The 14,246-nt window shown below is 63.8% G+C and carries 13 protein-coding genes and 1 pseudogene; 9 read left to right on the top strand and 5 right to left on the bottom strand.

Annotation, left to right across the window (positions count from 1 at the left end):
* The 6 genes from ACQKPE_RS23620 to ACQKPE_RS23645 all read left to right on the top strand — a co-directional run.
* The coding region (locus tag ACQKPE_RS23620; protein ID WP_427669100.1) for a 3-hydroxyacyl-CoA dehydrogenase family protein at positions 1-738 on the top strand (738 nt) is incomplete at its 5' end.
* A gap of 31 nt (positions 739-769) precedes the next feature.
* Positions 770-1,945 carry an acetyl-CoA C-acyltransferase FadA gene (gene fadA / locus ACQKPE_RS23625; protein ID WP_427669101.1) on the top strand — a complete coding sequence of 392 codons (1,176 nt, stop codon included), beginning with the start codon at positions 770-772 and terminating at the stop codon, positions 1,943-1,945.
* Positions 1,946-2,024: 79 nt separating this feature from the next.
* Positions 2,025-2,276 (top strand): DUF1653 domain-containing protein, encoded by a 252-nt coding sequence (locus ACQKPE_RS23630; protein ID WP_427669102.1) that lies wholly within the window; start codon positions 2,025-2,027, stop codon positions 2,274-2,276.
* Between the two features lie 100 nt (positions 2,277-2,376).
* A complete protein-coding gene (gene topA, locus ACQKPE_RS23635; protein ID WP_427669103.1) occupies positions 2,377-4,986 on the top strand; it encodes a type I DNA topoisomerase in 2,610 nt (869 codons plus the stop codon).
* A 129-nt stretch (positions 4,987-5,115) separates the two neighbouring features.
* Entirely contained in the window at positions 5,116-5,637 is a 522-nt protein-coding gene (locus tag ACQKPE_RS23640) for a DUF6586 family protein (RefSeq protein ID WP_427669104.1), read from the top strand.
* A 51-nt stretch (positions 5,638-5,688) separates the two neighbouring features.
* Complete coding sequence (locus ACQKPE_RS23645; protein ID WP_427669105.1) at positions 5,689-5,922, top strand: hypothetical protein; 234 nt, start codon at positions 5,689-5,691, stop codon at positions 5,920-5,922.
* Between the two features lie 55 nt (positions 5,923-5,977).
* Here the strand turns inward: ACQKPE_RS23645 and sulA are convergent, their stop codons facing one another.
* Together sulA and lexA are read right to left on the bottom strand one after the other, a co-directional pair.
* Entirely contained in the window at positions 5,978-6,454 is a 477-nt protein-coding gene (sulA, locus tag ACQKPE_RS23650) for an SOS-induced cell division inhibitor SulA (protein ID WP_427669106.1), read from the bottom strand.
* A gap of 13 nt (positions 6,455-6,467) precedes the next feature.
* On the bottom strand, positions 6,468-7,076 hold the full coding sequence (lexA, locus tag ACQKPE_RS23655) for a transcriptional repressor LexA (protein ID WP_427669107.1): 609 nt from the start codon (positions 7,074-7,076) through the stop codon (positions 6,468-6,470).
* A 232-nt stretch (positions 7,077-7,308) separates the two neighbouring features.
* Between lexA and ACQKPE_RS23660 the strand changes: the two genes are divergently transcribed.
* Genes ACQKPE_RS23660 through nagZ form a run of 3 tightly spaced genes read left to right on the top strand, consistent with a single transcriptional unit; the run spans position 7,309 to position 9,602 of the window.
* Positions 7,309-8,016 carry a TetR/AcrR family transcriptional regulator gene (locus ACQKPE_RS23660; RefSeq protein ID WP_427669108.1) on the top strand — a complete coding sequence of 236 codons (708 nt, stop codon included), beginning with the start codon at positions 7,309-7,311 and terminating at the stop codon, positions 8,014-8,016.
* 41 nt (positions 8,017-8,057) lie between these two features.
* A complete protein-coding gene (locus ACQKPE_RS23665) occupies positions 8,058-8,582 on the top strand; it encodes a L,D-transpeptidase family protein (protein ID WP_427669109.1) in 525 nt (174 codons plus the stop codon).
* A gap of 21 nt (positions 8,583-8,603) precedes the next feature.
* Positions 8,604-9,602 (top strand): beta-N-acetylhexosaminidase, encoded by a 999-nt coding sequence (gene nagZ, locus ACQKPE_RS23670; protein ID WP_427669111.1) that lies wholly within the window; start codon positions 8,604-8,606, stop codon positions 9,600-9,602.
* Positions 9,603-9,653: 51 nt separating this feature from the next.
* On the opposite strand, the gene ACQKPE_RS23675 is transcribed toward nagZ, so the two are convergent.
* From ACQKPE_RS23675 to ACQKPE_RS23685, 3 genes and pseudogenes are all read right to left on the bottom strand, one after another.
* Positions 9,654-12,926, bottom strand: a complete 3,273-nt coding sequence (locus ACQKPE_RS23675; protein ID WP_427669112.1) for an SNF2-related protein — start codon at positions 12,924-12,926, stop codon at positions 9,654-9,656.
* A gap of 49 nt (positions 12,927-12,975) precedes the next feature.
* Positions 12,976-13,548, bottom strand: coding sequence for a CsiV family protein (locus ACQKPE_RS23680; protein ID WP_427669110.1), 573 nt, complete (start codon positions 13,546-13,548; stop codon positions 12,976-12,978).
* Positions 13,549-13,558: 10 nt separating this feature from the next.
* Positions 13,559-14,246: pseudogene (locus tag ACQKPE_RS23685) on the bottom strand (TRCF domain-containing protein); the annotation flags it as partial.

Genomic DNA, 14,246 nt, shown 5'->3' on the forward strand with positions numbered 1-14,246 from the left:
TGCGCGGTGGCGGCGAATCCTTGCGTGGCCTACGCCAAGAAAATGGGCAAGAACCCGATCGTGGTCAACGACTGCCCGGGCTTTTTGGTCAACCGCGTGCTGTTCCCGTACTTTGGCGGTTTCGCCAAGCTGGTCAGCGCTGGCGTCGACTTCGTGCGCATCGACAAGGTGATGGAGAAGTTCGGCTGGCCCATGGGCCCGGCCTACCTGATGGACGTGGTCGGTATCGACACCGGCCACCATGGCCGCGACGTGATGGCCGAAGGCTTCCCTGAGCGCATGAAGGACGACCGTCGCTCCGCGGTCGATGCCCTGTACGAGGCCAACCGCCTGGGCCAGAAGAACGGCAAGGGCTTCTACGCCTACGAAACCGACAAGCGCGGCAAGCCGAAGAAAGTCTTCGATGCCACCGTGCTCGATGTGCTCAAGCCAGTCGTCTTCGAGCAGCGTGAGGTGAGCGATGAAGACATCATCAACTGGATGATGGTGCCGTTGTGCCTGGAGACTGTGCGCTGCCTGGAGGACGGCATCGTCGAAACCGCCGCCGAAGCGGACATGGGCCTGGTCTACGGCATCGGTTTCCCTCCCTTCCGCGGTGGCGCGCTGCGCTACATCGATTCGATCGGGGTCGCCGAATTCGTCGCCCTGGCCGACAAGTACGCCGACCTGGGGCCGCTGTACCACCCCACTGCGAAGCTGCGTGAAATGGCCAAGAACGGCCAGCGCTTCTTCAACTGAGCGGCCAACGAGCTAGAGCGAGAATATTGATATGAGCCTGAATCCAAGAGACGTGGTGATTGTCGACTTCGGTCGCACCCCGATGGGCCGCTCCAAGGGTGGCATGCACCGCAACACCCGCGCCGAAGACATGTCGGCGCACCTGATCAGCAAGCTGCTGGAGCGCAACGACAAGGTCGACCCGAAGGAAGTCGAGGACGTGATCTGGGGTTGCGTCAACCAGACCCTGGAGCAGGGCTGGAACATCGCCCGCATGGCATCCTTGATGACCCAGATCCCGCACACCTCCGCAGCCCAGACCGTCAGCCGCCTGTGCGGCTCGTCGATGAGCGCGCTGCACACCGCTGCCCAGGCGATCATGACCGGCAACGGCGATGTGTTCGTGGTGGGTGGCGTCGAGCATATGGGCCACGTCAGCATGATGCATGGCGTCGACCCGAACCCGCACCTGTCCCTGCACGCCGCCAAGGCTTCCGGGATGATGGGCCTTACTGCCGAGATGCTCGGCAAAATGCACGGTATCACCCGCGAACAGCAGGACCTCTTCGGCCTGCGCTCGCACCAGCTGGCGCACAAGGCCACGCTCGAGGGCAAGTTCAAGGACGAGATCATCCCCATGCAGGGGTATGACGAGAACGGCTTCCTCAAGGTATTCGACTTCGACGAAACCATTCGCCCGGAAACCACCCTCGAAGGCCTGGCGTCGCTCAAGCCGGCGTTCAACCCGAAAGGCGGTACCGTCACTGCCGGTACTTCGTCGCAGATTACCGACGGCGCTTCGTGCATGATCGTCATGTCCGGCCAGCGCGCCATGGACCTGGGCATCCAGCCGTTGGCCGTGATCCGCTCCATGGCCGTGGCGGGTGTCGACCCTGCGATCATGGGCTATGGCCCGGTGCCGTCGACCCAGAAAGCGCTCAAGCGTGCTGGCCTGAGCATTGCCGACATCGACTTCTTCGAGCTCAACGAAGCCTTCGCCGCACAGGCCCTGCCGGTGCTCAAGGACTTGAAAGTGCTCGACAAGATGGATGAGAAGGTTAACCTGCACGGCGGTGCGATCGCCCTGGGCCACCCGTTCGGTTGCTCCGGTGCACGTATTTCCGGCACCCTGCTCAACGTCATGAAGCAAAATGGCGGGACCCTCGGCGTCGCCACCATGTGTGTCGGCTTGGGCCAAGGCATCACCACTGTCTTCGAACGCGTCTGATCGCGTTGCAAGGCAGCAGCCGGGGCCATGTGCCCCGGCTTTTGTTTTTTACCGGATTTGTTCAAGAGGCTGGCGCGACATGCAGATACAACCCGGTGTGTACCGGCATTACAAAGGGCCAGAGTACCGAGTTTTCAGCGTTGCACGGCACTCCGAGAGCGAGGAGTGGATGGTGTTCTACCAGTGTCTGTATGGTGATTACAGCTTCTGGGTACGACCACTTTCGATGTTCCAGGAGTCCGTCGAGGTTGACGGCGAGCAGGTGCCACGCTTTGCTTTGGTCAAGGCCGAAGACGGGTTGCCAGCATTGGCTGGGAAGCCCCAAGAGTGATGGTCCACGCTTGACCTCACTCTTTTGCCACTATATATAGCGGTGCCGCGTCCGGCACCTGACGCGTTTTTCATCTTCAGATTCAGGAATCTTCCGATCCATGGGCAAATCGCTGGTCATTGTGGAATCCCCGGCCAAGGCCAAGACCATCAACAAGTACCTGGGCAACCAGTACGTGGTGAAGTCGAGTATCGGCCATATCCGAGACCTTCCCACCAGCGGTTCGGCCAGCACGGCCAAGGAACCGGCCGCCAAGCGCGGCAAGACCGCGGGTGAGGCGCCGGCGTTGTCGCCGAAAGAGAAGGCCCGCCGTCAGTTGGTGGCGCGCATGGGCGTCGACCCGGAGTCCGGCTGGAAGGCCAAGTACGAGATCCTTCCCGGCAAGGAGAAGGTCATCGACGAACTGCGCCGCCTGGCCAAGGATGCCGACACCATCTACCTCGCAACCGACTTGGACCGCGAAGGGGAGGCCATTGCCTGGCACCTGCGCGAGGCCATCGGCGGCGATGACAGCCGCTACAAGCGGGTGGTGTTCAACGAAATCACCAAGAAGGCCATCCAGGAAGCGTTCTCCCAGCCAGGCGACCTGGACATCGACCGGGTCAATGCCCAGCAGGCGCGGCGCTTCCTCGACCGTGTAGTGGGCTACATGGTCTCGCCGTTGCTGTGGTCCAAGATTGCCCGTGGCTTGTCCGCCGGGCGCGTGCAGTCGGTGGCAGTGAAGCTGGTGGTCGAGCGTGAGCGCGAGATCCGTGCCTTCAACCCGGAAGAGTACTGGGAAGTGCACGCCGACCTGGGCACCGCGAAGAGCGCCAAGGTGCGTTTCGAGGTGGCGCGCGAGAACGGCGAGGCCTTCAAGCCGCTCAACGAAGCCCAGGCCATGGCTGCGCTGGAGCAGCTCAAGGCGTCCAGCTACAGCGTTACCAAGCGCGAAGACCGCCCGACCAGCAGCAAGCCGTCGGCGCCCTTCATCACCTCGACCCTGCAGCAGGCGGCGAGCAATCGCCTGGGCTTCGGCGTGAAGAAGACCATGATGATGGCCCAGCGTCTCTACGAGGCCGGCTACATCACCTACATGCGTACCGACTCGACCAACCTGTCGACCGATGCGGTGGAAATGGCCCGCAGCTACATCGAGCGCGAGTTCGGCAAGCAGTACCTGCCCGCTGCACCTGTGGTGTACGGCAGCAAGGAGGGCGCACAAGAGGCGCACGAGGCGATTCGTCCTTCGGACGTGAATACCCATCCGACCAAGCTCAGCGGCATGGAGCGCGACGCCGAGCGTCTGTACGAGCTGATCTGGCGCCAGTTCCTGGCCTGCCAGATGCCGCCTGCCCAGTACCTGTCCACCAGCGTCACGGTTGCAGCGGGCAACTTCGAGTTGCGTGCCAAGGGTCGTATCCTAAAGTTCGACGGCTATACCCGCGTATTGCCACAGCAAAGCAAGCCCGGCGAAGATGATGTGTTGCCGGAAATGGCCCAGGGCGAGGCGCTCAAGCTGATTCAGCTCGACCCGAGCCAGCATTTCACCAAGCCGCCAGCGCGCTTCACCGAAGCGAGCCTGGTCAAGGAAATGGAAAAGCGCGGCATTGGCCGTCCGTCCACTTATGCGGCGATCATTTCCACCATCCAGGACCGCGGCTATGTGACCCTGCATAACCGTCGTTTCTATTCCGAGAAGATGGGCGATATCGTCACCGAGCGACTGTCCGAGAGCTTCTCCAACCTGATGGACTACGGCTTCACTGCCGGCATGGAAGAGCACCTCGACGACGTTGCCCAGGGCGAGCGTGACTGGAAAAACGTACTCGACGAGTTCTATGGCGACTTCAGCAAGAAATTGCTCAACGCCGAGTCCAGCGAAAGCGGCATGCGCGCCAACCAGCCGACCATGACCGACATTCCGTGTAAGGAATGCGGCCGACCGATGATGATTCGCACCGCCTCCACCGGCGTGTTCCTTGGTTGCTCCGGCTACAGCCTGCCACCGAAGGAGCGCTGCAAGGCCACCGTCAACCTGGTGCCGGGCGATGAGATCGCTGCCGATGACGAGGGTGAGTCCGAGTCGCTGGTACTGCGTGGCAAGCACCGCTGCCCGATCTGCGCCACGGCGATGGACGCCTACCTGCTGGATGAAAAGCGCAAACTGCACATCTGCGGCAACAACCCTGACTGCGCAGGCTACGAGATCGAAGAGGGCAGTTACCGCATCAAGGGTTACGAAGGGCCGAGCCTGGAGTGCGACAAGTGCGGCAGCGAGATGCAGCTCAAGACTGGCCGTTTCGGCAAGTTCTTTGGTTGCACCAACCCGACCTGCAAAAACACTCGCAAGTTGCTCAAGAGCGGCGAGGCGGCACCACCGAAGATGGACAAGGTGGACATGCCGGAGCTCAAGTGCGAGAAGGTCGACGACACCTACGTGCTGCGCGACGGTGCCTCGGGGCTGTTCCTGGCTGCCAGCCAGTTCCCCAAGAACCGCGAAACCCGTGCGCCACTGGTGCTGGAAATCGTTCCCCACAAGCATGAGATCGACCCGAAGTACCACTTCCTGTGCGATGCACCGCAGAAAGACCCTGAAGGTCGCCCGGCCGTGATTCGTTACAGCCGCAAGACCAAGGAGCAGTACGTGCAGTCCGAGGTAGACGGTAAGCCGACCGGCTGGAAGGCGTTCTACGACGGCAAGGCCTGGAAGGTCGAAGACAAGCGCTGATCGCGCGTTGCATGAACCTGTTGGGGCCGTTTACGGCCCCAACTGCTTTTCGGGGAGATGCTTGCCGTAGGGCCTGGCTATCGCCGAAACTGCTGTCATTACCTTGCAGCCTTGAGGGAGGTCACGCAAATGGCCCAGGAACTCTATACCCGCACCAACCAGAAGCTGTTCTTTGCAGGCCTTGCCCTGGAGTCCATGGCCAAGGCTGAGCAAAGCCGTGCGATGAATGCCCAGGGTCTGATTCAGGCCGAGCGAGAGTCGGCACTGTTCCACCTGTATGGCGCTCTGCTGGGGTTGTGTCACGAGATCGCCGGGTTCTATCGCTTGCCCCAGGCCGGGGCGGCACGTGCCGAACTGCTGCTCAATGACGACGTGCTCAAGACAGTGGCCATTCCGGAGATGGCCGAAATGCTGGAGCTGGCGCGTCAGCCACAGACCTGGTTGGCGCAATTGATCGAGGCTTATACCGATTTGTTCCGACCGCCGGTCGCGAAGAAAGTGGCCAAGAGCGACGTTACTCAGCCGTTGATTCAGGCGGTCAATCTTGATGAAGTCGAGCAACTGTCGCTGTCCCGGGAAGAACTGGAAAGCTGGCGTAATAATTTGAAAGGGCTGGTACGGCGTTTCCGTGACGCGTTGAGTGAGTGCTGAGGGGCGTTAGCGCTGGTACAATAACCGCCTTTCGTGATGAGCAGGCCCTATATGTCAACGTCCTTTCTAGAAATTGTCGAGTTGCCGGATGGCCGGATCGAGCTGCGCCGTGCTGAGGACGAGGGGTCGCTGGTGACCTTGGAATTCTCCGAAGACGCCAAGGCGTTCCTGCAGGGGCAGCACGTGGAAGTGGCCAAGGCCATGCTCAGCGTGGGCGTGCAAATGGCGGGCAAGTTGATTGAAGGTGACTTCGAGCGTGACGAAGGGCCGCGCGTTCTGCATTGAGCGTGCCGCCTCGATGAGGCGACCAAGAAAGGGTTGCAGGCAAAAAGCCTGAACATCAGCCGAGGCGGATGTTCAGGCTTTTTGCATTTCCGCTGGTCGCGGCTCGGCTCAATTGCTGGCGAGCGGCAGGGCTGGTGTTGTCCAGCCAACTGACCACGGTGTGGCTGTTGCCCAGACGCAGTGCTTCGCAAGCCAGCTGCAGTGCAGTTTGATTGCTGCCGGGTTGCAGCAGCAGGATGCGCTCGCGGTTCAGGCCGGCATCGCGCAGCCAGGCTTGGGTCAGGCTGGCAGGTGGAGCGACCAGCGTCAGCCAGCGAGTGTCATCTTCTTCGCTCAGTTCGCGCAGCATGGGGGCCAGCAGGCTTTGGCAGTGGCCTGGCGCGCCACGCAGGGACAATTCGCTGAACAGCTCCGGCTTCGCTGGCTTGGGGGGCTGCTCACGGTGCTTCAGGCCTGGCAGCACCGGCTGCGCAAGGAAGGCTTCGAACAGGGGAAGCTGGGCCGGTTGGGACTGGTGAATGGACTGCTGCATGACGCCTCCTGGATCAGCGGCGAATAACGCCGACGCTCAAGCCCTCGATCACCAGTTCCTGTTCTTTCAGGTCGACTTCGATGGGGGCGAATTCGGGGTTCTCGGCAATCAGCCAGACTTTGCTGCCTTCGCGCTTGAAGCGCTTGACGGTGACTTCGTCACCGATACGGGCAACCACCACCTGGCCATTGCGTGCTTCGCGGCAGGTGTGCACGGCGATCAAGTCGCCGTCGACGATGCCGATGTCCTTCATGCTCATACCGTGCACGCGTAGCAGATAGTCGGCGCGGGGATGGAAGAATGCTGGGTTGATGTTGCAGGATTCCTCGATGTGCTGCTCGGCGAGGATCGGAGCACCTGCGGCGACACGGCCAATGATCGGCAGGCCGTTTTCTTCTGCCTTGGCTTCGACGCCGGGAATGCGGATGCCGCGCGAGGCACCTGGGGTCATCTCGATCGCGCCCTTGCGGGCCAATGCCTTGAGGTGCTCCTCGGCGGCGTTGGGCGACTTGAAGCCCAGCTCCTGGGCGATTTCCGCACGGGTGGGCGGGAAGCCGTTGTCTTCGAGGCAGCGTTTGATGAAAGCCAGGATCTCGGCTTGGCGTGGCGTCAGTTTAAGCATGGCGAGTGGCTCTGTCTTTTTATACAGTGACTGGAATTATATACAGTACATGGCGCGCTGCAAGCACTGCGTTTCGCGGAAAATTCCAGTGTGGGCTTGAGGCGGCGCAATTCGTGGCTTGCAGCGTAATGCGCGGTGCTGTGGTTAAATGGCGACCGCGCAGTCACCGAGCCTTGACAGACGTTGGGCTGAAACGTATGTTTCAAACAACTGTTTGTCAGGCGGAAAAGTCATGGCCCAATCGGAAACCGTTGAACGCATCCTCGATGCAGCCGAGCAGCTGTTCGCGGAAAGGGGGTTCGCTGAAACCTCGCTGCGCCTCATCACCAGCAAGGCCGGTGTGAACCTGGCGGCGGTGAACTACCACTTCGGTTCCAAGAAGGCGCTTATCCAGGCGGTCTTTTCGCGTTTCCTCGGGCCGTTCTGTGCCAGCCTCGAGCGTGAGCTGGAGCGCCGCCAAGGGCGTGCGGAGCACAAGCCGAGCCTCGAAGAGCTGCTCGAGATGCTGGTGGAGCAGGCGCTGGCTGTGCAGCCGCGCAGCAACAACGACCTGTCCATCTTCATGCGCCTGCTGGGCCTGGCCTTCAGCCAGAGCCAGGGCCACCTGCGCCGTTATCTGGAAGACATGTACGGCAAGGTGTTCCGCCGCTACATGCTGCTGGTCAATGAAGCCGCGCCGCGCGTGCCGCCGCTGGAGCTGTTCTGGCGGGTGCACTTCATGCTCGGCGCGGCGGCGTTCAGCATGTCGGGTATCAAGGCGCTGCGTGCCATCGCCGAGACCGATTTCGGCGTGAACACCTCGATCGAGCAGGTGATGCGCCTGATGGTACCGTTCCTCGCCGCAGGCATGCGCGCCGACAGTGGCGTCACCGACGAGGCCATGGCGGCTGCCCAGCTGCGGCCGCGCAGCAAGAGCAGTGTGGCGCCTGCCAAGGCTTGAGTACTGGGCGCGGCAGGGCGCTTCGGCTAAGCTAGGCGCCCATGCACGACCTCGATTTCCTACATATTTCCCTCGCTGACCAATGCCTCTACGGCTTCGCCCAGGGGCAGTTGCGCATGCGTGCAGCCGTCTCCACCGCCTTCAACGGGGCGGGCGAGTTGAACGGTTCGGGCTGCACGCCGCGTGGCCTGCACCAGGTGCGCGCGAAGATCGGCGAGGGCCTGCCGCTCGGCGCCGTGTTGCAAGGGCGGCGCTGGACCGGTGAGGTCTGGTCGCCCAGCCTGCATGCGCAATGCCCCGGTCGCGACTGGATCCTCACCCGTATTCTCTGGCTCAGCGGTTGCGAGCCGGGTATCAACCGCCTAGGCCGGGTGGATACCTTCCGTCGCTACATTTACCTGCACGGCACGCCGGACACCGAACCCCTTGGCATCGCCTTGTCCCATGGCTGCGTGCGCCTGCACAACCACGACCTGCTGGACCTGTTCGAGCGTGTACCGGCGCATTGTCCGGTGCGTATCGACGAGGCCGCCTGCCCCCAGTGGGCCACCCTGGCTCTTCAATAAGGACACCCTATGACTGCCCGCCTGCAAGGCTCCCTGATGGTGGATATCGCCGGTAAATGGCTGACCGCCGAGGACCGCCACTTGCTGCGCCAGCCCGAAGTGGCTGGCCTGATCATCTTCGCCCGCAACATCGACAGCCCGCGCCAGGTGCGTGAGCTGTGCGCCTCGATCCGCGCCATCCGCCCCGACCTGATCCTGGCGGTCGACCAGGAAGGCGGCCGGGTCCAGCGCCTGCGCCAGGGCTTCGTGCGCCTGCCCGCGATGCGTGCGATTGCCGACAATGCCAATGCCGAGTACCTCGCCGAGCAATGCGGCTGGCTGATGGCGACCGAGGTGCTGGCGGTTGGCCTGGACCTGAGCTTCGCCCCGGTGCTGGACCTGGATCACCAGCGCAGCGCGGTAGTCGGTAGCCGCGCGTTCGAGGGCGACCCGCAGCGCGCCACGCAACTGGCTGGCGCTTTCATTCGCGGTATGAACGCTGCAGGCATGGCGGCCTGTGGCAAGCACTTCCCAGGGCACGGCTGGGCCGAGGCGGACTCGCACGTGGCGATTCCCACCGACAAGCGTAGCCTTGAGCAGCTGCGCCAGGCTGACCTGGTGCCGTTCACCCAGCTGCGTGGACAATTGGCGGCGGTGATGCCGGCACACGTCATCTACCCGCAGATCGACAACCAGCCAGCCGGCTTCTCCCGCCGTTGGTTGCAGGACATTCTGCGCGGCGAACTGGGTTTCCAGGGGGTGATCTTCAGTGATGACCTGTCGATGGCCGGTGCGCATGTGGTCGGCGATGCGGCCAATCGCATCGAGGCTGCGCTGAGCGCCGGTTGCGACATGGGCTTGGTATGCAACGACCGGGCAGCGGCTGAGCTGGCGTTGAGCGCGGCGCAGCGCTTGAAGGTAGCGCCATCGCCGCGGGTTGCCGGCATGCGTGGGCGCGGCTTTGCGCGTACCGATTACCGCCAGCAGCCGCGCTGGCTGGAGGCGTTGGGCGCTTTGAAAGAGGCGCAACTGGTCGATTGACGCGCTGGCCCTATCGCGGGCTTGTCCCGCGATGAGGCCGGTAAAGGCGCTTTAGCGGCTGCGCTTGCCCGGCAGCGGGGCGAACAGCGCCTCGATCTCTTCATCCCCCAGCCGCCACTGGCCTGCTTCGCCGCCATCGAGCAGCCCGGCGGCCAGTGCTGCCTTGTCTTGTTGCAGCTGTTGGATCTTCTCCTCCACCGTACCCCGGGTGATCAGCTTGTAGACGAACACCGGCTTGTCCTGGCCAATGCGGTACGCGCGGTCGGTGGCCTGGCTTTCGCTGGCCGGGTTCCACCACGGGTCGTAGTGGATCACCGTGTCTGCGGCGGTCAGGTTCAGGCCGGTGCCGCCGGCTTTCAGGCTGATCAGGAACACCTCGCTGTCGCCATTCTGGAATTGCTGCACCGGTGCGCGGCGGTCGCGGGTATCACCGGTCAGCAGGCTATAACGAATGCCGCGCTTCTCGAGCTCCACTTCGATCAGCGCCAGCATCGAGGTGAACTGCGAGAACAGCAGCACCTTGCGCCCTTCGCTGAGGAGCTCATCGAGCATTTCCAGCAGGCTGGCGAGCTTGCCCTTGTCGGCGAAGGTGCCCTTGGCCTCTGCGCCCTTGACCAGGCGTAGGTCGCAGCACACCTGGCGCAGCTTGAGCAGCGCATCGAGGATGACGATCTGGCTGCGCGCCGCGCCATTGCGGGCGATTTCGTCGCGCACTTTCTTGTCCATCGCCACCCGCACCGCTTCGTAGGTGTCGCGCTGGGCATCGCTCAGCTCCACCCAGTGGACCATCTCGGTCTTCGGCGGCAGGTCGCGCGCCACTTGTTCCTTGGTGCGGCGCAGCAGGAACGGGCGGATGCGGCTGGCCAGGTGGGCCATGCGCTCGCTGTCGCCGTGGCGCTCGATAGGGGTGCGGTAGTCCTGGGTGAAGCGCTTGCTGTCACCCAGCCAGCCCGGCATCAGGAAGTGGAAGATCGACCACAGCTCGCCCAGGTTGTTCTCCATGGGCGTGCCGCTCAGGCACAGGCGCTGCGTGGCCTGCAGTTCACGCACGGCCTGGGCGGCCTTGCTGGTGCTGCTCTTGATGTTCTGCGCCTCGTCGAGCACCAGTACATGCCAGGGCTGGGCGCGCAGGTGTTCGAGGTCGCGGGGGGCGAGGGCATAGGTGGTCAGTACCAGGTCGTACTCGCCCAGCGTGGCGAAATGCTTGCTGCGCCCGGGGCCGTGCAGGGCCAGGACTCGTAGGTCAGGGGCGAAGCGCTGGGCTTCGTCGAGCCAGTTGGGTACCAGGCTCGTGGGCATGACGGCCAGCGCCGGGCGTACCAGGCGCCCCGTTTCTTTTTCCAGCAGCAGGTGGGCGAGGGTTTGCAGGGTCTTGCCCAGGCCCATGTCGTCGCCGAGGATGCCGCCGGTGCCCATTTCGCGCAGGGCCTGCAACCAGTTCAGGCCCTGTTGCTGGTACGGGCGCAGGGTGGCGGCCAGGCCGTTGGGCGGCAGCACGTGCAGGTCGCGGGCATCGCGCAGGCGGCGGCCGAGGTCGCGTACCTGCTCGCCGCCTTCCCATTGCAAGGGCAGCTGTTCTATGTCGTTCAGCCGAGCGGCATCGGCGCGGTCCAGGCGCACGCTGGGGCCGATGGTGTCCTCGTGCAGATACAGGCCGCCGAGGGTACCCATCAGTGCCTTGATGCGGCCGTAGGGCAGGGCCACGCGCAAGGCGGGGCTGTCCTGGCGCAGGCGGTTGAGGTCGACCAGCAGGTGCTCGTCGTCGCTGCGCCGGGCCAGTTCGCTCGGGCGCAGCAGCTCGGGGTTGCTGCGCAGCAGGTGGAGCACGATCGGCAGCAGGCTGTGGCGCTGGCCGTCGACCACGATGCCCAGTTCCAGGTCGAACCATTCGTGGCCGGGCGCCTCCTGGACCGTGGCGTACCAGTCGTCCACCTCGTGCAGGTTGAAGGTGAAGTCGCGCTGGACATCAATGACCCAGCCAGCGTCGCGCAGGCGTTGCAGGCCTTCGCGGGCGAAGCGCAGCCAGGCGTCGTCGTCGGGCAGCTGGAACATGTCCCCGGCGCTGTCGGGTAGGGCCTTGCTTTGCCGGGTGGCGGGCTTGAAGCCGAGCTTGCGCAGGGTGTCGCGCAGGTGCTGTTCGGCCTGGGGCTGGCGACGGATGCGCTGGCTGGTGGCATCTACCAGGCGGGTCAGCGGCTTGTCGTCGTTGCCGCTGGCACGCAGGCCGTCGTAGTCGAATGCCAGGGCTGCGCGGTGCTGCATCTGGCGCTGCATGCGGCCGGTCTTGGGCATGTAGGCGCTGAACTCGATGCTGCCGAGGGTGAGGTGTGCGATCGGAGGGATGTCGCCGATGTCTTCGCTGCGCACTGCGGTTGGCGTAGGTACCTGCCGATTCAAGGCGTTCAGGCGATGGCTCAAGGGCACGACAAGGCGCTCGGGCACGACGGGTGCGCGGGCGAGTTGGCTGGCGATGAAGGGGTCGAGGTCATGGGCGAGTTCGCCGCTTTGCAAGGTCTTGGGGTCGACGTAGTACAACGGCTCCAGCGGCAAGGCGTTGAGCGCGAGCTGATCGCCGTGGTGCCAGGCGCCGCGGTAGCTGCCGTTCTCCAGCCGCACCCAGCGGAACTCGGCGTGCAGCGTCGGGCCCATGGTAAGCGGCGTGGTGCTGTCTTCGAACAAGGTTCGGCCAGTCGCCAGCGCATACTCGAACAACTCGGCACCGGGTTTGCCGGCCAGGGCTACGCTGGGGCCCGTCGTGCCTTTGCTGCGGGCGTCGATCAAGCGTAGCAGGCGGGCATCGTCCTCGGTCACGTAGCGCGGGGTGTAGTAGATCATCTCGGGCAGCGAGGTGATGCGGCTGAGCTTCAGCTCACCGTCGCCCTGGCGGGTGCCCTTGAGTACTTTCAGCAGGCATTGATCGCGTTCGAAGCTGACGTGGTAATACAAGGCTGGCCCTTTGCGCGCTGGCTCGCGGGAGGCCGCGTCGGGTTCTGGGCTGGCCAAGGCCTCGACCCACTTGCTCAGGTCGTGGGGCAGGGACAGCGCTGCCTGCTCGGGCGACAACCGCTCTTGAGTTTCGCTTTGCAAATGAAAGAGCACGGCGGCGCAGTGCTTGCAATTGATACCAACCGGGCAGGAGCAGCGGCCGAAAACCCGCACGCTGCCCGCGTTGATCACAAGGCGGATGGTCTGGCTGTAGAGGTTGCCCGGCGAGCCTGTACAGGTGGCCTCGATGGAGAGGCCTTGTACCCCGTGCAAGGTAACCCGGCCTTCATCGGCATAATCGATGCCCCGGCCCAATGTGCCGCCGGTGAAGTCGTCCATCCACGACTCGTGGCTTTGCAGAAGCGCTCGTGCCTCGTGCTCGCTCACATCACTGCTCCATCATCTCCGGGTCCATTACCGGCACCTTGCGCATGCCGGCTGGGGCGACTTTGATCAGCATGGCCAGGTGGCCGCCGTCGAGGAATGTCAGTTGGCCGGCCTTGACTGTGCTGTTGCTCTGCTTGAATTGCTCGCTTTGCAGCACGCTGCCGTTGCCATCGAGCTGGTTGACCCAGAAGTTGGCCTCGATGGCGATGAAGCGGCCTTCGGTGATGCTCAGGTTGCCTTCGATGGGGAAGTGCCCGAACTGTTCGCTGCCCGCACCCAGGGCGATGCGGCTGGGGCCATCGCCGACCTGTTGCTGCCAGGCCTTGTGCAGCAGCACGGTGTAGCCGGGCGTAGCTTCCAGGCGGGTGGCCTCGTCAGCCAGGGCCAGAGGGCGTTCGGCGACCTTTTCCAGGCGCGGCGCGCCAGCGCTCCAGTCTTCCGGGGCGAACGGGCTGGTCACCGCAGGCACTTCGTTCTGGCGCAGCAGGAGCATTTCCACCTGATACGGGCCTTCGGCGAAGGCGGCTGGCGCGACCAGCGCCAGCAACAGGGTCAGGCAATGAATGGCACGCATGGATCTTCCTTCAGGCAGGCTGTGGGGTCAGGCGCTCGAACAGCGCCTCCAGGGTATTGAAGCGTTCTTCCGGGCGTTCCATCGGCACCAGGAAGCGGAACTGGGTGGCCCCCTCGAACTTGTAGCGCTTGGGTTGGCCCTGGATCAGCTTGATCAGGGTGAGCGGGTCGACCGGGGTTTCGGCCTCGAACTCCAGCTTGCCGCCATTGGGGCCGGCATCGACTTTCTTGATGCCCAGTTTCTCGGCTTGTAGCTTGAGCAGGGTAAGGCGCATGAGGCTCTTGGTCGGCTCGGGCAGCAGGCCGAAGCGGTCGATCATCTCCACTTGCAGGTCCTTGAGGCCTTCTTCGTCGGCCGCCGAGGCGATGCGTTTGTAGAGAATCAGCCGCGCATGCACATCGGGCAGGTAGTCCTCGGGAATCAGCGCCGGCAGGCGCAGGTTGATTTCCGGGCCGCCGCCCAGGGGCTGCTCGAGGTTCGGCTGGGTGCCCTTGCGAATGGCCTTGACCGCGCGTTCGAGCATTTCCATGTAGAGGGTGAAGCCGACGGCCTGGATCTGCCCGCTCTGGCCTTCGCCGAGCAGCTCCCGGCGCCGCGGATCTCCAGGTCGTTGGTGGCCAGAACGAAGCCTGCGCCGAGGTCCTGGGTGTTGGCGATCGCCTCCAGGCGTTTCTCGGCGTCGCTGCTGATCTGCTGGC

Source organism: Pseudomonas sp. NPDC089554 (assembly GCF_050280645.1).
Lineage (GTDB): Bacteria > Pseudomonadota > Gammaproteobacteria > Pseudomonadales > Pseudomonadaceae > Aquipseudomonas.

Bases quoted from the DNA above. Each gene is read 5' to 3' on its own strand.
- fadA (WP_427669101.1), top strand. From the start codon at position 770: ATGAGCCTGAATCCAAGAGACGTGGTGATTGTCGACTTCGGTCGCACC.
- ACQKPE_RS23630 (WP_427669102.1), top strand. From the start codon at position 2,025: ATGCAGATACAACCCGGTGTGTACCGGCATTACAAAGGGCCAGAGTAC.
- topA (WP_427669103.1), top strand. From the start codon at position 2,377: ATGGGCAAATCGCTGGTCATTGTGGAATCCCCGGCCAAGGCCAAGACC.
- ACQKPE_RS23640 (WP_427669104.1), top strand. From the start codon at position 5,116: ATGGCCCAGGAACTCTATACCCGCACCAACCAGAAGCTGTTCTTTGCA.
- ACQKPE_RS23645 (WP_427669105.1), top strand. From the start codon at position 5,689: ATGTCAACGTCCTTTCTAGAAATTGTCGAGTTGCCGGATGGCCGGATC.
- sulA (WP_427669106.1), bottom strand. From the start codon at position 6,454: ATGCAGCAGTCCATTCACCAGTCCCAACCGGCCCAGCTTCCCCTGTTC.
- lexA (WP_427669107.1), bottom strand. From the start codon at position 7,076: ATGCTTAAACTGACGCCACGCCAAGCCGAGATCCTGGCTTTCATCAAA.
- ACQKPE_RS23660 (WP_427669108.1), top strand. From the start codon at position 7,309: ATGGCCCAATCGGAAACCGTTGAACGCATCCTCGATGCAGCCGAGCAG.
- ACQKPE_RS23665 (WP_427669109.1), top strand. From the start codon at position 8,058: ATGCACGACCTCGATTTCCTACATATTTCCCTCGCTGACCAATGCCTC.
- ACQKPE_RS23675 (WP_427669112.1), bottom strand. From the start codon at position 12,926: ATGGACGACTTCACCGGCGGCACATTGGGCCGGGGCATCGATTATGCC.
- ACQKPE_RS23680 (WP_427669110.1), bottom strand. From the start codon at position 13,548: ATGCGTGCCATTCATTGCCTGACCCTGTTGCTGGCGCTGGTCGCGCCA.